This window comes from Kribbella polygonati (assembly GCF_050320105.1).
In the GTDB taxonomy this organism is placed as follows: Bacteria; Actinomycetota; Actinomycetes; order Propionibacteriales; family Kribbellaceae; genus Kribbella.
On sequence record NZ_CP190129.1, the window covers coordinates 4,823,823 to 4,842,205 of the forward strand.

Here is an 18,383-nt window from a genome sequence, read left to right on the forward strand (position 1 = left end):
GGACGCCCGTCCGTGCTGCCGAGTCCGCCCACTGGAAGCCGATCGTGACCGTGTGTTCAGCTACTTCACAGTATGTGAATCAAACGTTTCGGAAACCGGCCGCGACGACGCGGGACACCGTTTCGGCGAGTTCGGCCGGGGTGCGGTCGGTGGCGTCGTTGACGAGCATCCGGGCGCAGGCCTCGGTCATCGCGGCGAGCAGCTCGGCCAGCACCGGCAGCTGGGCGTCCGGGTCGGAGACGTCCGGGAGCGACTTCATCAGCGTCAGCCGGAGGCTCTCGACCAGGAACGCGCGGGCCGCCCGGACCCGCTCGGCGACGACGGGCGCGGCGCCGTACTGCGCCCCGAACACGATCCGCCAGGACTGCGGCTGCTCCGCGACCGCGGTCAGGAACGCGGTCAGGCCGTCGCGGACGTGCTCCTCCGGCGTACCGACGCTCGGGTCCGGGGGCAGCGCGCCGACGATCGTGATCACCAGGTGCTGCTCCTCGCGGGCGAGCAGGGCCAGGAGGAGCTCGTCACGGTTCGCGAAGGAGTCGTACACGACGGGTTTGGTGACGCCCGCGGCGTCGGCGACGGCCTGCATCGACGTACCGGAATATCCCTTGGCCGCGAACACCTCCAACGCAGCGTCCAGGATCAAGGGCCGCCGCCGCTCCGGCCCGAGGTGCGGCGCCCGCCGGCGTTTCTCGACCTCCCCGACCACTTGACAAAGCTACAACACCGTAGGAAATTCCTACAGTCTGGTAGGGAAGCACGCCGGACACGCTTCCGGCGACGGCGCCGAAGGGGCGTCCGGCGTGCTTCCCTTACGAACTGCCGCGGGGGTGGTCGATGACCGAACGAGGCAGTGCCCGCTGGCTCGAGTCCGAGGGTGTGACCGCCCTGGACGCGAGCGAGCTCGCTCGCTGGTCGACCGGACGTCGGAGCGGGAGCTTCGGCATCGACTCATCGGGGGAGTACGAGAGGTCGCGTTGCGCGAGATCTTTCGGCGGATGCCGGAGTACCTCCGACCCGCCCGGGCCGCCGGATTCGACGCTGTCATCAACTGGCAGATCACCGGCGCGGGCGGGACCGGCCGCCAGGTCGACGAGTACTGGCTGCACGTCCACGACGGCCGCTGCACCCCACTCCCCCCGCAGCCCACTCCCCCCGACATCGCGATCCGCACCGACCCCACCACCCTGCTGCGCATCGTCACCGGCAACGAGGACCCGATCCTCGCCCTCCTCAAACAACGACTGACGGTCCGCGGCGACCTGGCCGCCGCAGCCCGCCTCCCCAAACTCTTCACCACCGGCCCCACCTGAGCCGGGCGAGGCTGTCGCTACGGCTCCCAGAGTTCCCCGCCGTCGAGCATGTCGATGATCGACATCAGCAGTCCGTTCATCTCGAGCGCGGCGTCCCGCTCGCCCACAGTCGGCGCGGCGTACGCGATCCGGCTGATCTCCTCGATCCCGGCCTCGGCCCGGGCCCGCCGCTCGGCGGGCGTACCCTCCAGCCTGGAGGCTTGCAGCATCACGTCGGACGCCTGCTGCACCGGAACGCTTTCCGGGGTCCGAGCGGCCAGGACGAGGTCGTCCATCACTGTCAGGTAGCGGATCGCTTTGGCCCGCTCCGTCTCGCCGTTGACGGTCGGCGCCTGCTCCCGCAGCCGGTCGACGGCCTGCGCGAGTACCTCGGGGTCGGTGATCGATCGGCCCCAGGCGTGGACGATGCGGCGGCGTTCAGCGTCGAACTCGGCGTACTCCACGGGGCAATCCTTGCAACTCGTCGGTCCGTACGGGTCAGCTTGCGGAGTGCGGCCTGTCTATCTACTCGGAGTGTCGGTGGCCCGTCCGGCCGACTGCTCGCTCCCCTGGGAACCACTACGCCGCGCCGCAGCCGCCTGCCCCCGAGGCACCCGCGTTGCTCCAGCCGCCGGCGCCTGATGATCAAGCACCGCACGCAACGCAGCCACATCCTGATCCGGAGCCGGCGAACCCCCACCAGCCCCGCCCGAACCCACCTGCCCTCCCCGCGAACCACCCTCCTGCGACCGCCCCTGCTGCGACCACTGCCCCAGTTGCACGCCAGGCTGCTGGTGCGGTGCCTGCTGCTGGCGCGGTGCCTGCTGCTGGCGCGGTGCCTGCTGCGGGTGCGGTGCCTGCGGTTGTTGCGGTTGATGCCAACGCTGCTGCGGCTGGGCTTGTGGCTGCGGAGGCTGTTGGTGCGGCTGAGCCGACTGCTGGTACTGGGTCTGCGGTTGGGAAGACTGCGGCCCCCGCACGGGCTGCCCGGCACCCGGCTGTTGCTGAGTCTGGCCCTGCTGCGAGTACGGCGACTGCTGCGGCTGCTGGTACTGCGCCTGTGCTGGCTGCTGGTACTGCGCCTGTGCTGGCTGCTGGTACTGCGCCGGGGGCGCCTGCTGGTACTGCGGCTGCTGGTACTGCACCGGCTGGGCCCGCTGCTGCGCGTACTGCTGCGTCTGCGATTGCTGCGGCTGCTGGTACTGCGCCGGGGGCGCCTGCTGGTACTGCGGCTGCTGGTACTGCACCGGCTGGGCCTGCTGCGCGTACTGCTGCGTCTGCGACTGCTGCGTCTGCTGGTACTGCGCCGGGGGCGCCTGCTGGTACTGCGGCTGCTGGTACTGCACCGGCTGGGCCTGCTGCGCGTGCTGCTGCGTTTGCGATTGCTGCGGTTGCTGGTACTGCGTCTGGGGTGGCTGTTGGTGCTGCGGTTGTTGCGGCCGCTCGTTTGGGGGCTGCGGAGCGGCGTACTGGGGCTGCTGGTTGGCCTGGCTCGGTGGCTGCCACTGCTGGTGCTGCGGCTGTTGTTGGGCCGGGGACGCGGGCGGCTGCTGGTACTGCGGGTTCTGCTGAGCCGGCTGTTGCGTGGCCGGCGTCGGGGACCACCACTGCCCTCGCGCTTGCTGCTGCACAGGCGTCTGCTGCGGATTCCCAGGCTGCGGTTGCTCCTGGGACGACCACCACTGGGCTTGCGGCTGCAGACCTGGGGTCTGCTGCGGCTGCTGATGCGGCTGCGTCTGCTGACCGTGTGTTTGTTGTTGGCCCGCAGTCAGCCGGTACGCGGACTGCTGCGGCGTCGTCTGCGCCGGCTGTTGAGGCTGGTTCCACCACTGCCCTGGCGCCTGCTGCGGCTGAGCCTGCTGTGCCTGCGGGTAGGCCACCGGCGCCTGCTGAGGTCGCGCGGCAACCTGCTGCGACTGCGCCGTCGGCTGCTGGGCAATCGGCTGCGGCTGTTGCTGCGGCTGGGAGGGGAGCTGCTGGGTGGGGAGCTGCTGGGTGGGGAGCTGCTGGGTGGGGAGCTGCTGGGTGGGCTGGACCTGTGTTGGTCCTTGTTGTGTCTGCGCCGGCTGCTGCTGTGGCTGCTGGGTGGGGAGCTGCTGGGTGGGCTGGACCTGTGTTGGTCCTTGTTGTGTCAGCGCCGGCTGCTGGGTGGGTTGTTGCTGCGGCTGCTGCTGTTGTTGAAGTTGTTGAGACTGCTGGAGGTTTCGGTAGTAGTCGCGGTAGTGGGTTTCGGCGTCCCGGACCGAGGCGGCGGCACCGTCTGCTATTTCGATGCCGCGTTGGGTGGAGATCGAGTAGGTCTCGGCGGTGATGTTGGAGTTGAGCGGCTTCAGATCCGCGAAACCCTTGTCGATGTCGTCTGCGAGCTTCTGGCGAATGGTCTCGTGGTGCTCGGCGGGTGCGAGGTTCGGGAGGTCCGACGACTCGAACAGCAGGTCGGCGGCGGCTCGTGCCTTGCCGGCGCGGGGTTCGGCGGCCAGCCTGCGCAGTACTTCGTCGCCGTCCTGGCCCGACTCCGCGCCGAGCTGGTCGGCGAACGACCGGGCGGCCGGTTCCCAGCCGGGATAGGAGTGCGGGGCGTTCCGTGCCGACTTGATCTGGTCGGCCAGGTCCTTCGGCAACGCACGGTCGGCGAGCCGGTCGACGGCCGTCTGACTCCAGGCCTCGGTGACGCCTTCCTCGAGCGGCGTGAGCGTCAGGTTCCGCATCCCGGCGGCGCGGTCGTGGTGCGAGTGGCCGTTCGGGGACGCGAGGTGGGTGAACTCGTGGCCGATCGTCTTCAGCGCGTTCCGACGCTGAGTCCACTGCTCAGGGGTAGCCGGCTGTCCCCGGGTCGCGTACATCTCCTGCAGCGGCTCGATGACCATGTGGTCGCTGAACCGGACCTGGCCGTCCCAAGCCGCCGACCCGCGGTGTGTCGGCTCGGTCGTGTAGTCGAGTCGCCCGTTCCACAGCGACGTATCGGCCCTCATTTCGGCCTGGACGGCGTCCCGGACCCGTTCCCAGAGGCCGTTGTCGAGATCGGGGATCTCGCTGTCGGAGGCCCGGCCGATCGCCACGTCAGCCCACCCGGCCGTCGAGCACGTCGACGGTCTCGACGAGCGGCTCGATCATCTCCAATGCCGAGTCCCGTTCCGCGAGGGTGGGCGCCGCGGCGGCGATCCGGCCGATCTCGGCGATCGCTGCCTCGGCACGGGCGCGCTGCTCAGCCGGCGTACCGGCGGGTGTCAAGGCCCGCATCATCACATCGGAGGCCGCGCGGATCGTCGGGCTGACGGGGGTCCGCGCCGCGTCGACCAGGTCGTCCATGGTCTTCAGGTAGCGGATCGCCTTCGCCCGGGCGGCGTCGCCGTCGACGGTCCGGGCCTGTTCGTGCAGCCGCTCGACGGCGGCCGCCAGCTCGTCCGGATCGGTGATCTCGCGGCCCCACGCGGCCACGATTCGCCGCCGCGCAGCGTCGAAGTCCCCGTATTCCATCCGACCATCATCACATCGATCGTTTCACCGGGCACCGATTTCCCTGCCCGAGCGGCGATTGTCACAGGCCGCGATCGGGCGACGTGGGGCCGCTACCGGTGTTCGCCCGCCCGGTCGCCGCCCCGCTCGGGGCCGGCATCCGGGTCGGTGGCGCGATCGCGCGGTCGTTCGCGAACCCGGCGGTCCGTACGTCGACCGGCCGGCCGGATCCGCTGTCCGGAGTCGCGTCCAGTACGTCGAGAGTCTCGAAGAGCGGCTCGTTCATCTCGAGAACGGCGTCGCGTTCGGCGAGGGTGGGCGCACTGTCGGCAATCCGGCCGAGCGCGGCGATCCCTTCCACGGCGCGGGTCCTGATCTCCTCCGGAGTACCGTCTGCCCGGGCCGCCTCCTGGAGAACCTCCCCGGCTTTCCGGAGCGTCTCACTCACTGGTGTGCGGGCGGCCGTGACGAGGTTGTCAAGGTTCCGCAGGTGGCGCACGGCCCGAGTCCGATCGGCACCGTCCTGGATGGTGGCTGCCTGCTCGCGAAGAGCTTCTGCCGCCCCGGCCAGCTCGTCCGGGTCGGTGATCGAGGTGCCCCAGGCCTTGACGATCCGGCGGCGTTCGGAGTCGAAGTCGGCGTAGTCCACGGATCAATCCTCGCCAGGTGGAGGGTCAGCGCTCGAGGGGTTCGGGTCAGCGGTCCAGTGTGGGGTGCTTCTGGTCGGGGATGGTGGCGGGACGGTTCGTGGTGGTGGCCGGGTCGGGTTGCCGGCCCTGCGGATAGCTGAGGGCCGGGTCCGCGGAGGCGAAGCGCGACATCGGGTCCTGCTGGGCGGCGACCACTTCGGCCTGTGCCAGGCCCGGGTTCTCTGCGTAGGTTTCGGCCATCGACACGGCGACCTTGCCGATGGTGGCGCCGTAGTCCGATGCCGCCGTACCGTGCTCCAGAACCGTCGGCAGGTCCGCGAACTGGACGTTGGTCTCGTCGGCGATGCGGCGGATCGCGAACGGGCGTTCGGCCTGCGGTACGCCGGCCGCCGCCATCAGCTGCCCCGCCGCCGCGTCGGCCATCCGGACCGGGTTCTCACCGGCCATTCGGCGGAGCGTCTCGCCCTTGTCGAGGCCGGCCTCGTCGTCGATCACGGCCGCGAACGCGCGGGCCGCCGGGGCGAGGCGCCGATCCGGCTCGGGCGGTTGCGCCTGCCGTACCTGGGTCGCCAGCTCGTACGGCAGCACCCGGTCGGCGACGGCGGACAGTTCGTCCTCGGCGAACGCCGTACCGACGGCCTGCTCGATCGTCGCGTAGCGCGGCGCGACCTGTTCGGCGGCGAGCTCGTGTCGCGCGTCGTAGTCCTCCGGAACGGCCCAGCGCGCGTACGACGATGCCGCCGCCTGCAGCCCCGCCCGGGCGACGGCCGCGTCCGCCTTGCCGAGCGGATGGAGGTGGCTGCTCTCGAGCAGCTCGCCGAGCGCCACCGCCTGTTCGCGGGTGAGGCGCAGAGTGGTGTCGGGGGTCTGTCCGAGCTCCGGCTCGAGCCGGCCGTCCCACCGGGAGTTGGGTGCGTCGGTGAGCTCGCCGACAGCGGTCCGGACCTGGCGGCACAGATCGTGGACCGACTCCGGGCGCGGCACCGCGGCCGGCCGCCCGACCTCGTCGAAGAACCGCTCCAGGTGGGCGATCTCCTCGGTCGCGTCCCGGCTGGCCGTCGTGATCGCGGCCGAGCCGAACTCCGCCGTCCGCTGCCGGTCGGCGAGTACGGCGGCGATCTCCGGACCGGGCCGCTGCCGCTCGTGGTTCTCGAACTGGGCCTCGAGGTGATCGGCGATCCCCAAGGTGAGCGCGTTGCGCTCCGGCGCGGGCAGTGCGGCGAAGCCGGGCCTGGACTGCAGCAGCATCCGCGCTGCCGCGGTCGCGTGGGCGCCGCGGCCGGCGGCGACCAGCTCGGCCACCACGGCGCGCGCCGGCCGTCCGGTCCGCGCGCTGATCGCCACCGCGGCCGCGTGGGCGGCGAGCAGGTCGCCCTCGAGCGCCGGCGGCGGGAAGATGCCGAGATCGTCGGGCCGCCCGCCCGGCCGGAGCCCGGCGACGAACCCCGGCGCCTCGTACCGCGCGTACAGCCGGCTGTTGGCCGTCTCGTACCGCGCCTGGCCGTAGGAGTACAGCGGCTCCTGGACCGGCTCCCGCGGCTGCAGCACACCGGCGCAGCTCGCGATCGTCTCGGTCACCGCCGCCCGGATCTCGGCCCGCTGGTCCGCCTCGCCGGCCCGCGGCGTGAGCCGGACCGGGAGGTCGAGGTTGGCCGCGAGCGCCCGCAGCCGCCGCTGGTCGGACCGGATCACCCGCCGCGTGATCTGGTCGCCGACCGCGATCGACCGGCTGCCGGTGTCCGCCTCGACGAGCTCGTTGATCTTCCGGATCAGAGCACTGACCTGCGCGTCCGCCACGCCGGAAACCTACCGGCCGGACAGGTTCAGCTCACGGCTGCGGCGGAGGTCACAGGCGGTACGGCGTACTGGCGCGTAGGCTGCCCGTTCATGGGAGAGACCGTGAACATCCACACCACCGCCGGGAAGATCGCGGACCTCGAGCACCGGCTCGACGAGGCCGTGCACGCCGGGTCGGAGCGGGCGGTGGAGAAGCAGCACGCGCGCGGGAAGAAGACTGCCCGCGAGCGGATCGAGCTGCTGCTGGACGAGGGCTCCTTCTCCGAGCTGGACGAGTTCGCCCGGCATCGGTCGACGAGCTTCGGGCTGGAGTCGAACCGGCCGTACGGCGACGGGGTGGTGACCGGGTTCGGCACCATCGACGGCCGCCAGGTGTGTGTGTTCGCGCAGGACTTCACGGTCTTCGGCGGCAGCCTGGGCGAGGTGTTCGGCGAGAAGATCGTCAAGGTGATGGACCTGGCGATGAAGATCGGCTGCCCGCTGATCGGCATCAACGACTCGGGCGGCGCCCGGATCCAGGAGGGCGTGGTCTCCCTCGGGCTGTACGGCGAGATCTTCCGCCGCAACGTCCGCGCGTCCGGCGTGATCCCGCAGATCAGCCTGATCATGGGCCCGTGCGCGGGCGGCGCGGTGTACTCCCCCGCGGTCACCGACTTCACCGTGATGGTGGACGAGTCGTCGTACATGTTCATCACCGGCCCGGACGTGATCAAGACCGTCACCGGTGAGGACGTCACGCAGGAGGAGCTCGGCGGCGCCCGGACGCACAACACGAAGTCCGGCAACGCGCACTACCTCGGCTCCGACGAGGAGGACGCGATCGAGTGGGTGAAGGCGCTCGTCGGTCACCTCCCGCAGAACAACCTCGAGGATCCCCCGGTGTACGACGCGCCCGCGGACCTGGAGCCGAACGAGACCGACCTCGCCCTCGACACGCTCGTACCCGATTCCCCCAACCAGCCGTACGACATGCACACCGCGATCGAGGCGGTGGTCGACGACGGCGACTTCCTCGAGGTGCAGACGCTGTTCGCGCCGAACCTGATCGTCGGCTTCGGCCGGGTCGAGGGCCGCCCCGTCGGCGTGGTCGCGAACCAGCCGATGCAGTTCGCCGGCACGCTCGACATCGACGCGTCGGAGAAGGCGGCGCGGTTCGTCCGTACCTGCGACGCGTTCAACCTGCCGATCCTCACGTTCGTCGACGTACCGGGGTTCCTGCCCGGCACCGACCAGGAGTGGAACGGCATCATCCGCCGCGGCGCCAAGCTGATCTACGCGTACGCCGAGGCGACCGTGCCGATGATCACCGTGATCACGAGGAAGGCGTACGGCGGCGCGTACGACGTGATGGGGTCGAAGCACCTCGGCGCCGACATGAACATCGCCTGGCCGACCGCGCAGATCGCGGTGATGGGCGCGCAGGGCGCGGTGAACATCCTGCACCGCCGCGAACTCGCCGCCGCCGACGACGTCGAGGTACGCCGCCAGGAGCTGATCACCGAGTACGAGGACCACCTGGCGAACCCGTACATCGCGGCCGAACGTGGGTACGTCGACGCCGTGATCAAGCCGAGCGAGACCCGCGCCGAGATCGTCCGCGCCCTCCGCCTGCTGCGCACCAAGCGCGACACCCTGCCGCCGAAGAAGCATGGGAACATCCCACTGTGAGCACTGTGAAGGTCATCAAAGGCAACCCGACGCCGGAGGAACTGGCCGCACTCGTCACCGTGATCGCGGCCCGTGCCAACGCTCCACAACCAGCGGCCGGCACGGACCGCGCGAGCAGCTGGGCGACGTACTGGCGCAACACCCGCACCCCGTTCCACCCCGGCCCGGGTCAGTGGCGGGCGTCCGCGCACCCCTGACCGGTTCAGCGGCGGCGGAAGCGGACCAGCGGGTACGTCGGGGCGTTGCCGGTGTTGCGGACCGGGCCGGGGAAGGTGGTGGCGCCGTCGAGGACCAGGCCGTGGCGGGCGGCGACCGCGGTCAGGTGGGCGAGGGAGTCCTGGGAGCGGGTGTTGTCCGGGCCGCGGGTGTCGGCGTACCGGCTGGCGTCGGACTTCTCGGTGGTGGTGATGAAGACACCGTCGGTGCGGAGGACGCGGGCGACCTCGGCGATCACCGGTTCGCTGTCGTCGAGCAGATGCAGGAGCCAGACCGCGACGACGGCGTCACAGCGGCGGTCGGCCACCGGTAGCCGCGCGGCATCCGCGGCCGCCACATGCCCGGGCAGGCGGACGTTCGCCCGCTTCAGCATCGCGGTGGACAGATCGAACCCGTGCACCAAGTTGCCAAGAGCAACAAGCTCCGCCCCGACAATCCCAGTCCCCACAGCAAGTTCCAGCACCCGGCTACCCTTGGGCAGCAGTTCGTCGACCGCGTACGCCGCAGCCTGGGCTCGGGTTTCGCCGCCGCGGGTTTCGTCGTAGGTGGCGGCTACTGATTCGTCGTAGGTGTAGGGGTGTTGGGAGTTCCAGAGGGCGGGCCAGGTGATGCCTACCTGGATGAGGAGTTCGCGGAGCAGGGGCAGGGAGAGGCCGACGACGTTGTGGTAGTCGCCCTCGATCGCGGTCACGAACGGGCCGCCGAGGCCGTCGACGGTGAACGCGCCGGCGACCACGAGCGGCTCGCCGGTGGCGACGTACGCGTCGATCTCCTCGTCGGTGAGGTCCGCGAACCGCACCTTCGTCGACGACAGCTCGCGCAGCTCCTGGTGGGAGTTCGTGTCGATCAGGCAGTGCCCGGTGTGCAGTACGCCGGTCCGCCCGCGCATCATCCGCCAGCGCTCGCGGGCCGCCTCCGGGGTCTCGGGCTTCCCGTACGGCGCACCGTCGAACTCCAGCACCGAGTCGCACCCGAGCACCGTCGCGTGGTCGGTCAGCCCGGCCACCACCGCGCGCGCCTTCAACGTCGCGAGCAGCCGCGCGAGCTCGCCCGGGCTCTCCGCGGTGATGTGGTCCTCGTCGACGCCGGACACGATCACCTCCGGCTCGATCCCCGCGCTGCGGAGCGTCTTCAGCCGGGCCGGTGACGCCGACGCCAGCACCAACCGGATGCTCACAGCTTCGCCAGCGCCCGGCGCAGCGGGTCCAGGCCGAGCGATCCGAGGTTCAGCGCGTCCCGGTGGAACTCGCGCAGGTCGAACGCGGATCCCTTGCGCTGCTTGGCTTCCTCGCGCGCCTGCAGCCACATCCGCTCGCCGACCTTGTACGACGGCGCCTGCCCCGGCCAGCCGAGGTACCGGTTCAGCTCGGCCTGCAGGAACTCCGTCTCCATCCGGCAGTGCGCGCGCAGGAACTCGAACCCGAGCGCGGCGTTCCAGCGCTCCCCCGGCCGCCAGCCGAACGGGTTGTCCCGCGGTACCTCCAGCTCCAGGTGCATGCCGATGTCGACGATCACCCGCGCGGCCCGGAAGCCCTGCGCGTCCAGCATCCCGAAGCGCGCGCCCGCGTCCTCCAGGTAGCCCAGTTCCTCCATCAGGCGTTCGGCGTACAGCGCCCAGCCCTCGCCGTGACCGGAGACCCAGCAGGCGATCCGCTGCCAGCGGTTCAGCAGGTCGGTCCGCAGCATGGTCTGCGCGACCTGGAGGTGATGTCCGGGCACGCCCTCGTGGTAGACGGTGGTGACCTCGCGCCAGGTGGCGAACTTCTCGACGCCGTTCGGCACCGCCCACCACATCCGGCCCGGCCGGGTGGTCAGGTCCTCGCTCGGCTGTGTGTAGTAGATCGAGCCGTCCGAGGTCGGCGCGATCATGCACTGCAGCGTACGGATCTCGTCGGCGATGTCGAAGTGGGTGCCGCCGAGCTCCGCGACGGCCGCGTCGGACAGCTGCTGCATCCAGTCCCGGAACGCGTCCTTGCCCTGGATGGTCCGCGCCGGGTCGTTGTCCAGCAGCGCGGCGGTGGCCTCGATGTTCCGCTCACCATCGTTCAGCCCGGCGGCGATCTCCTGCATATCGTTCTCGATCCGGGCCAGCTCCTGCCAGCCCCAGGCGTACGTTTCCTCCAGGTCGACCTTCGCGCCGAGGAAGTTGCGCGAGGCCAGCTCGTACACCTCGCGTCCGCACGCGTCCCGCTCCGGCGCCCGCGGCGCGAGCTCGGCGGTCAGCCAGGCACCGAACTGCTCGAACGCCTTCCGCGCCGACGCGGCCGCGGCCTCCACCGCCGGTTTCACCGCACCCGACGGCGCCTGCGCGGCGAGGCCGGCGAAGAAGTCGTCGCCGTCGGCACCGGTCCAGCTGGCGATCCGGTCGGCCAGGCCGGTGACCTGCCGGACCGCGGACACCCGGCCCTGCGCGGCCTGGTCGAGCAGCGTGTCGCGGTACCCGTCCAGCGTCGTACCGATCTGGTTCAGCCGGATCGCGACGATCTCCCAGTCCTGCTGGGTTGCCGTCGGCATCAGGTCGAACACCTGCCGGAGCGCGGCCGGCACCGACGAGATCGCGTTCAGCTGGTGCTGCGGTACGCCGGCCTCGTACGTCTCGAGCTGCAGCCCGAGCCGCTCCACGAACGCGTCCTTCGCGACCTCCTCGCGCGGGCTCGACGGCTCGATCGCGCGGGCCTCGGCGAGCGACCGCCGGGTCAGGTCGATCCGGGCGGCGAACCCGGCCGGGGTGAAGTCCGGCAGTTCGTGGTCGTGGCCGGCGATGCCCATCTCGGTGGCGCCGATCGGGTCGAGGACGACGTCCTGCTCGAGGTGCCGCTCGGCGAGCTGATCGATCGGGCTGTTCGGTGTGGTCACAGGCCGACCCTACCCGTCAGGGGTCGCGCGGGCTGACCCGTTTGGCGGCGGATACTGTGGCGGTCGCGAATGCCAGCACGAGGGACGAGAGGAACGGCGCGTTGAGCCAGCCACCCTACGGGCCGCCGGGCCAGAACCCGCCGTACCAGCCGAACCCGCAGTACCAGCAGCCTCAGCAACCAGGTCCGCCGCCTCCGCCGCCGGGCCAGTACGGACCGCCACCGCAGTACGGCGCTCCGCAGTACACGCCGCAGTACGGGCCGCCGCAGCAAGGCCCCGGCTTCGGCTGGGGACCGAACTTCGGGCCCGGCCCGGGTCCCGGCTGGCAGCCGCCGCGGCGGAAGAAGTCCAAGGCCCCGCTGATCGCGATCCTCGCGCTGGTGGCCGTGGGCGTGGTCGGCGGCGCGCTGATCAGCCTGATGCGGAAGGCCGCCGACGACGTCACCACGCCGCCGGTGACGCCGAGCCGCTACACGCCGAAGCCGACCGCCTCCCCGACCGGCCGGCCGACCTCGACCTCGACCGGGTCGCCCACGCAGGCGTCGAACGCGACGATCGTCGCGAAGAACGCGATCTACACCGTCGGCCAGATGGCGGCGGTGGGCTGCACGGAGCCGAAGGTCCGGCCGACGAACGCGAAGAACGCGGCCGCCTACTGGGCCGCGCTCAAGCCGTGCCTGGACAAGTCCTGGAAGCCGCTGGTCGAGAAGGCCGGGTACACGTTCGACTCGCCGCAGATGACGTACTGGTCCGGGACCACCGTCACGAACCCGTGCGGCGGGGGTGCGATCAACGTGCCGTTCTTCTGCTCGGCGAACAACATGCTGTACATGAAGGTCGACGTGTTCGTGCAGGCCTACACCGAGTACCCCGGCGATCCGATCGCGCAGGCGTACGCGCGGATGTGGTACACCCGGTCGATCGCGCACGAGTTCGGGCACGGCGTACAGAACATGACCGGCATCCTGCAGGCGGCCAGCAAGCTGCGGTACGAGCAGACCGACTACGCGGGCCAGACCCGGATGACCCGGCGGATGGAGTTGCAGGCGAACTGCTTCGCCGGTGTGTTCCTGGCGATGAACAAGGCCAGCTACCCGATCAACGGCAACATGCTGTACGTCTGGAACAAGTACGTCGTCACCGCGGGCGACAAGCCCGAGGAAGGCGACCACGGCAGCGTGGCCAGTCAGGGCCGGTTCATGGGCCAGTCGTTCAAGACCGGGAACCCGGCCAGCTGCAACACGTTCTCGGCGTCACCCGCGAACGTCAGCTGACAACTCGGGCGGCGCAACCTGCTGCCAGGAGTCCCACAGGATGTCGTGCAGCTCGTCGGCATCCTCCAGCGCGCCGAGGCGGGCTCGAACCCAGTTCGAGCCCGCTTCGTGTTTCGGCACCCAGAACTTCTCCGGCTCCGCGGCGATCAGCTCGTCCCGCTCCAGCCGCGGGCACCGCACCGCGAACGACGTCCGGTCGTCCGGGACCGTGACGAACATCCGCCCCGCGACGTCGAACGTCGGGTGCCCCCAGCGCTGCTTCTCCACGGTCTCCGGGAAGGACAGCGCGATCCGTCGTACGTCGTCTGCGTCGAGCACCGTCACACTGTAGAACGCCGGCGGCCCGGGAGCAGAAGCCCGACCACCGCGCCGGCCGCGACCACCGCGGCGCCGGTCCAGACGGCGGGGACGAGCCCGTCGACGTACTGCGCCGGCGACCCGTACGAACCGGCCGACGCGAACACCGACGCGAGTACGGCGACACCCATCGCGACACCGACCTCGCGGATCGTGTTGTTCGTCCCGGACGCCACGCCCCGATCCGCCTCGGACGCGCTGTCCATCACCACACTCGCCGACGGCGCGAACGTCAGCCCCATGCCGACTCCGGCCAGCACGAACGGCGCGACCATGTCGCCGTACTGCGTGGTCGCCGTGGTGATCAGCGCGATCCAGCCGAGCGCGGTCGCGAGCAGGAACTGCCCGGTCACGATCAGCGTCCGGGCACCGACCCGGTCGACGATCAGGCCCGCGATCGGCGCGACGACGAGCGGCGCCGCGGTCCACGGCAGCGTCCGTACGCCGGACTGGAACGGCGTGAAGCCCTGCACGACCTGGAAGTACTGCGCCAGCAGGAACACCGACCCGAACACCCCGACCGCGAACGTGAACGCCAGTACGTTCACCACGCTGAACGCCCGCACGGAGAACAACCGCAGCGGCAGCATCGGGGCCGCCGTACGACGCTCCCAGCCGAGGAACGCCGCGAGCAGGACGCCGCCCGCGATCAGCGAACCGAGTACGCCGGCCGAGGTCCACCCGTCGTCGGCCCCGTGCACGACGCCCCACACGATCGACAGCACGCCGGCTGTCGCGAGCACGACTCCGAGCAGGTCGAGGCGCCGCGCCGTACCGGTGGACTCGGCCAGCATGCGGGCCGCGAGCAGTACGGCGACGACGCCGACCGGGACGTTCAGCCAGAAGATCCACTGCCAGTTCAGGCCGTCCACGACCGCGCCGCCGACGACCGGTCCGACCGCCACGCCGAGCCCGGAGATGCCGCCCCAGATACCGATCGCGGCACTCCGCTGCCGTTCCGGTACGGCGTCCGCGAGCAACGTCAGCGACAACGGCATCACGGCCGCGGCGCCGATGCCCTGGATCGCCCGCGCGCCGGTCAGCATCCACGGCTCGGTGGCCAGCGCGCAGACCGCCGACGCCAGCGTGAACAGCGTGATGCCGGCCAGGAACATCCGCCGCCGGCCGAGCCGGTCGCCGATCGCGGCCGCGGTCAGCAGCAGCGCGGCGAACGCCAGCGTGTAGGCGTTCACGAACCACTGCAGGTCGGACAGCGACGCGTTCAGCTCGCGCTTGATCACCGGGAGCGCGTTCGTCACCACCAGGTTGTCCAGCGTGACCATGAACGTCGGGATCCCCACCGCCGCGAGCACCCAACCGAACCCGCGGGCCGTTCCCACCTGTTGCCTCTCACCGAGAGCGGTCGATGTCATCTCGTACCCCTTGTTGTAATTGACTGATAACAACCTCGGTCACGAGAGTATGCATCGACTGATAACATGTCAACCGACGAGAGGGGAACGGGTGACTCCGAAGGTGCGGCTGACGGCGAAGGAACGCGGCGACGAGGTGCTGCGGGCGGCGGTGCGGGCGTTCGCCGAGTCCGGGTACGAAGGCACCAAGACCGACGAGATCGCCCGGCTGGCCGGAGTCTCCCAGCCGTACGTGATCCGGCTGTTCGGGACCAAACAGCAGCTGTTCCTGGCCGCCGTACGGAGCGTGTGCGACCGGATCGAGGAGATCTTCCGCGAGGCCGCCGCCGACTCACCGGATCTGGGCGCCCTCGGTCGCAACTACAAGCGGCTGCTGGCCGAGCGCGAACTCCTGCTGGTCCTCCTGCACGGCTTCTCCGCCAGCAGCGACCCCGCGATCGGCGACTGCGTCCGTGAACGCTTCGGCAGCATCTACACCTTGATCCGCGATCTCACCGGCGCTACCCCGCAGCAGGCCCGCGAGTTCCTCTCCGCCGGCATGCTGATGACCGTCATGTCCGCCATGCAGGTTCTCGGCCCGGACCCGATCCCGATGCCCTGGGCGGCCGAGATCGCGAAGACGTTCGACTAGTCGCGGTTGAGTTTCTGGCCGGCGGTCAGCCAGATGGTGGCGGCGGTCAGGGCGATGGCGGCGGACGTGACGGCCAGGGAGCCGGAGACGTTCGCGTGGTGGACGAGCGCGGCGGCGCCGGCGATCAGGCCGGTCAGGACTATGGCTGTTGCCGTGGGCAACCACCAGCGTTGCAGGGCGGCGCGGTGGACGCGGGCGTACGACGGGAGCTGGGCGGCGAAGGCCGACGCCAGGTGCAGGACAACCAGGGCGATCGCGGTGAGGACCAGGCTCCAGCCGACCGTGGCCGGTGCGCGCAGCACCCAGCCGAGCGCGATCACGAGCATGAACGCCAACCCGGCGAACGAGTCCGGTACGACGACGGCGAGCAGCAGCAGCGGTACGCCGACGTACGGCACGAGGTCCAGTTGGTCCCACGGCTGCACTGCCGACACCACCAGCGCGACCGCCCCGCTCACCGCGATCACCAACCGAGCAAGCAACACCGTTCGCCCGGCAGCACGCAACTGCGCGAGCCAGAGCGTGATCTTCTCGTCAGCCGTCATGAGCGGATCCTTGGTGCGGCGGACAGGCGGGCGGCGTCTCGCAGGACCTCGTCCAGCGTGCCGGATCCCTGCCACGGGACGGTCGGTACGCCGAGGTCGCTGAGGCGGTCGAGGTCGCGCCGGCGTTCGAGCAGCCGCAGGCGCCAGGCGAGCGGCCAGGAGCGTGCGTCGTGGGCGTCGACGTCGATGATCGACGCGACGTCGGGCGGCAGCGTGTCGATCGCGATCACCGTGCAGCCGGAATGCACGAGCGTGACGATGTAGCCGAGCATGGTCCGGCGCAGCAGCGGGCTGAGCACCAGCACGAGGCTGTCCGAGCGCACCCGGTTCCGCCGGGCGAGCTGTTCCTCGTCCTGCTGCCGGCCGCGCCGGTCCGCGTGTACCAGCGTGTCCAGGATCCGCCGCAGGTGCCCGCGTCCGCTGCCCGACCGGACGCCGCGGAACAGGCTGCCGGTGTCGATCAGCCGCACCCGGTCGCCGTTGCGCAGGTAGTGCTCGGCGATCGCGGCGGCCGCCCGTACGGCGGTGTCGAGGCTCGACGACCGTCCGTCGATGCCTTCGCTGATCCCGATCTCGCCGCCGGTGTCGACCATGATCACCACCTCGGTGTCCCGGTCCGACCAGGTCGACGTGACGTGCAGCTCCTGCGTCCGCGCCGACACCGCCCAGTTGATCCGGCGCAACCGGTCACCGGTCCGGAACGGCCGTACGCCGGACAGCTCCGTCCCCTCGCCCGGCCGCCGCGACCGGTGCAGCCCGACCAGCCCGGCCGGCCGCGGTACGGCGTCCACCGCCTCGAACCCTTCCCGCAACGGCAGCGTCGTGACGGCCTGCGGCTCCGCCGACGTCACCTGGACCCGGTACGCCCCGAGCACCGACGTCGCCGTCACCGTTGGCCGCTCCAACGACCGCAGCCCCCAGCGCTTCGACCGGACGCCGACCTCCAGCGTCACCTCCCCGTTCGCGACGGGTTCGGCGATCGCGGCCTGCGGCGGGTCGTACTGGAACCACAACGTCCGCGGCAGCGCCGCCACCACCAGGTCGATGTCCGGATCCACGTCCTCCGGCACCCGCAGCCGGTACGTCGTACCCTGCCCCTCGAACAGCACGTCCGCGTCCAGCTCGGTGTGTACGTCGGGACGCCCGTGCGGCCGGAAGTACCGCCCCCAGCCGGCCAGGAACGCGATCGGCAACCCGAACACCGCCGCGTCCGGACGCCGCAGCAGCACCGCGACCCCGAGCAGCACCGCGGCGACACAGACCGCCCGGATCTGCGCGTGGGTAGGACGCCAGCTCATCGCACTACGGCAACGGTGGGCGGCGCGGGCACCGACCCCAGCACGGTCCGTACGACGGTCGCGCCGGTCACCTCGTGCAGCCACAGCTCCGGCCGCACCGTGATCCGGTGCGCCAGCGCGGCCACGGCGACCGCCTTCACGTCCTCCGGTACGACGTAGTCCCGGCCCTGGATCACGGCGTACGCGCGCGCCGTCAGCAGCAGCGCCAGCGATCCACGCGGCGAGGCCCCGACCAGGACCTGCGAGTCGCGACGGGTCGCGGTCGCGAGGTCCACGCAGTACTGGCCGACCGTGTCGTCGACCGTCACGGTCTCGACGGCCCGCTGCGCGGCGAGCAGCCCGGCCGCGTCGGTGACCGCGTCGACCGACTGGTCCTCACGGCGGCGGCTCATCCGGCGACGCAGTACCTCCCACTCCTCCGCGGGGCTCGGGTAGCCGAAGCCGATCCGGAGCATGAACCGGTCGAGCTGCGCCTCCGGCAGCGGGTACGTGCCCTCGTACTCTACCGGGTTCGCGGTCGCGAGCACGTGGAACGGCACCGGCAGCGGGAACGTCTGGCCCTCGACGGTGACCTGGTGCTCCTGCATCGACTCCAGCAGCGCGGCCTGCGTCTTCGGTGGCGTCCGGTTGATCTCGTCGGCCAGCAGCAGGCCGGTGAAGATCGGGCCCGGCCGGAAGACGAACTCGGACTCCTTCTGGTCGTACACGAACGCGCCGGTCACGTCCGACGGCAGCAGATCCGGCGTGAACTGCACCCGCCGGAACTCCAGCCCGAGCGCCTGCGCGAACGACCGCGCGGCCAGCGTCTTCGCCAGGCCCGGGTAGTCCTCGAGCAGCACGTGCCCGCCGGCCAGGATGCCCGCCAGCACCAGCTCGAGCGCCTCGCCCTTCCCGACCACGGCCTGGCCGACCCGGTCCAGCACCTGCCGGCTCAGCGCGGAAACCTCTCCGAGCGTCAGCTCCTCAGTCACTA

At 70.9% G+C, this 18,383-nt stretch carries 18 protein-coding genes; 5 read left to right on the forward strand and 13 right to left on the reverse strand.

Annotation, left to right across the window (positions count from 1 at the left end):
- Nucleotides 1-79: 79 nt before the first annotated feature.
- Entirely contained in the window at nt 80-706 is a 627-nt protein-coding gene (locus ACQHIV_RS22865; protein WP_427885025.1) for a TetR/AcrR family transcriptional regulator, read from the reverse strand.
- A gap of 289 nt (nt 707-995) precedes the next feature.
- Here ACQHIV_RS22865 and ACQHIV_RS22870 point away from each other — a divergent pair, with 289 nt between their 5' ends.
- On the forward strand, nt 996-1,310 hold the full coding sequence (locus tag ACQHIV_RS22870; RefSeq protein WP_427885026.1) for an SCP2 sterol-binding domain-containing protein: 315 nt from the start codon (nt 996-998) through the stop codon (nt 1,308-1,310).
- A gap of 17 nt (nt 1,311-1,327) precedes the next feature.
- Here the strand turns inward: ACQHIV_RS22870 and ACQHIV_RS22875 are convergent, their stop codons facing one another.
- The 5 genes from ACQHIV_RS22875 to ACQHIV_RS22895 form a co-directional block, all read right to left on the reverse strand.
- Nucleotides 1,328-1,753 (reverse strand): hypothetical protein, encoded by a 426-nt coding sequence (locus tag ACQHIV_RS22875; protein WP_427885027.1) that lies wholly within the window; start codon nt 1,751-1,753, stop codon nt 1,328-1,330.
- A 57-nt stretch (nt 1,754-1,810) separates the two neighbouring features.
- Nucleotides 1,811-4,348 (reverse strand): hypothetical protein, encoded by a 2,538-nt coding sequence (locus ACQHIV_RS22880; RefSeq protein WP_427885028.1) that lies wholly within the window; start codon nt 4,346-4,348, stop codon nt 1,811-1,813.
- 1 nt (nt 4,349) lies between these two features.
- Entirely contained in the window at nt 4,350-4,766 is a 417-nt protein-coding gene (locus ACQHIV_RS22885) for a hypothetical protein (protein ID WP_427885029.1), read from the reverse strand.
- Between the two features lie 61 nt (nt 4,767-4,827).
- The gene (locus tag ACQHIV_RS22890) at nt 4,828-5,394 is read right to left on the reverse strand and encodes a hypothetical protein (RefSeq protein ID WP_427885030.1); all 567 of its coding nucleotides are present in this window, start codon (nt 5,392-5,394) and stop codon (nt 4,828-4,830) included.
- Nucleotides 5,395-5,440: 46 nt separating this feature from the next.
- On the reverse strand, nt 5,441-7,192 hold the full coding sequence (locus tag ACQHIV_RS22895) for a hypothetical protein (RefSeq protein WP_427885031.1): 1,752 nt from the start codon (nt 7,190-7,192) through the stop codon (nt 5,441-5,443).
- 90 nt (nt 7,193-7,282) lie between these two features.
- Between ACQHIV_RS22895 and ACQHIV_RS22900 the strand changes: the two genes are divergently transcribed.
- On the forward strand, nt 7,283-8,860 hold the full coding sequence (locus ACQHIV_RS22900; RefSeq protein ID WP_427885032.1) for an acyl-CoA carboxylase subunit beta: 1,578 nt from the start codon (nt 7,283-7,285) through the stop codon (nt 8,858-8,860).
- Nucleotides 8,857-9,057, forward strand: coding sequence for an acyl-CoA carboxylase subunit epsilon (locus ACQHIV_RS22905; RefSeq protein WP_427885033.1), 201 nt, complete (start codon nt 8,857-8,859; stop codon nt 9,055-9,057). Before ACQHIV_RS22900 ends, ACQHIV_RS22905 begins: the two co-directional genes overlap by 4 nt.
- 5 nt (nt 9,058-9,062) lie before the next feature.
- Here the strand turns inward: ACQHIV_RS22905 and ACQHIV_RS22910 are convergent, their stop codons facing one another.
- Nucleotides 9,063-10,253 carry a Maf family nucleotide pyrophosphatase gene (locus ACQHIV_RS22910; RefSeq protein ID WP_427885034.1) on the reverse strand — a complete coding sequence of 397 codons (1,191 nt, stop codon included), beginning with the start codon at nt 10,251-10,253 and terminating at the stop codon, nt 9,063-9,065.
- Nucleotides 10,250-11,932 carry a DUF885 domain-containing protein gene (locus tag ACQHIV_RS22915; protein WP_427885035.1) on the reverse strand — a complete coding sequence of 561 codons (1,683 nt, stop codon included), beginning with the start codon at nt 11,930-11,932 and terminating at the stop codon, nt 10,250-10,252. The genes ACQHIV_RS22910 and ACQHIV_RS22915 overlap by 4 nt, the downstream gene beginning before the upstream one ends.
- 101 nt (nt 11,933-12,033) lie before the next feature.
- On the opposite strand from ACQHIV_RS22915, the gene ACQHIV_RS22920 reads away from it, so the two are divergent.
- Nucleotides 12,034-13,206, forward strand: coding sequence for a neutral zinc metallopeptidase (locus ACQHIV_RS22920; RefSeq protein WP_427885036.1), 1,173 nt, complete (start codon nt 12,034-12,036; stop codon nt 13,204-13,206).
- Here ACQHIV_RS22920 and ACQHIV_RS22925 read toward each other — a convergent pair.
- Both ACQHIV_RS22925 and ACQHIV_RS22930 read right to left on the reverse strand, forming a co-directional pair.
- The gene (locus ACQHIV_RS22925) at nt 13,186-13,524 is read right to left on the reverse strand and encodes an MmcQ/YjbR family DNA-binding protein (protein WP_427885037.1); all 339 of its coding nucleotides are present in this window, start codon (nt 13,522-13,524) and stop codon (nt 13,186-13,188) included. The genes ACQHIV_RS22920 and ACQHIV_RS22925 overlap by 21 nt on opposite strands.
- Nucleotides 13,525-13,526: 2 nt before the next feature.
- Complete coding sequence (locus ACQHIV_RS22930) at nt 13,527-14,936, reverse strand: MFS transporter (protein WP_427885038.1); 1,410 nt, start codon at nt 14,934-14,936, stop codon at nt 13,527-13,529.
- A gap of 91 nt (nt 14,937-15,027) precedes the next feature.
- Between ACQHIV_RS22930 and ACQHIV_RS22935 the strand changes: the two genes are divergently transcribed.
- The gene (locus ACQHIV_RS22935; RefSeq protein WP_427885039.1) at nt 15,028-15,567 is read left to right on the forward strand and encodes a TetR/AcrR family transcriptional regulator; all 540 of its coding nucleotides are present in this window, start codon (nt 15,028-15,030) and stop codon (nt 15,565-15,567) included.
- Here ACQHIV_RS22935 and ACQHIV_RS22940 read toward each other — a convergent pair.
- Genes ACQHIV_RS22940 through ACQHIV_RS22950 form a run of 3 tightly spaced genes read right to left on the reverse strand, consistent with a single transcriptional unit; the run spans nt 15,564 to nt 18,381 of the window.
- Nucleotides 15,564-16,112 (reverse strand): hypothetical protein, encoded by a 549-nt coding sequence (locus ACQHIV_RS22940; protein WP_427885040.1) that lies wholly within the window; start codon nt 16,110-16,112, stop codon nt 15,564-15,566. The genes ACQHIV_RS22935 and ACQHIV_RS22940 overlap by 4 nt on opposite strands.
- Nucleotides 16,109-17,410 (reverse strand): DUF58 domain-containing protein, encoded by a 1,302-nt coding sequence (locus ACQHIV_RS22945; protein ID WP_427885041.1) that lies wholly within the window; start codon nt 17,408-17,410, stop codon nt 16,109-16,111. The genes ACQHIV_RS22940 and ACQHIV_RS22945 overlap by 4 nt, the downstream gene beginning before the upstream one ends.
- On the reverse strand, nt 17,407-18,381 hold the full coding sequence (locus tag ACQHIV_RS22950) for an AAA family ATPase (protein ID WP_427885042.1): 975 nt from the start codon (nt 18,379-18,381) through the stop codon (nt 17,407-17,409). Before ACQHIV_RS22950 ends, ACQHIV_RS22945 begins: the two co-directional genes overlap by 4 nt.
- Nucleotides 18,382-18,383 lie beyond the last annotated feature (2 nt).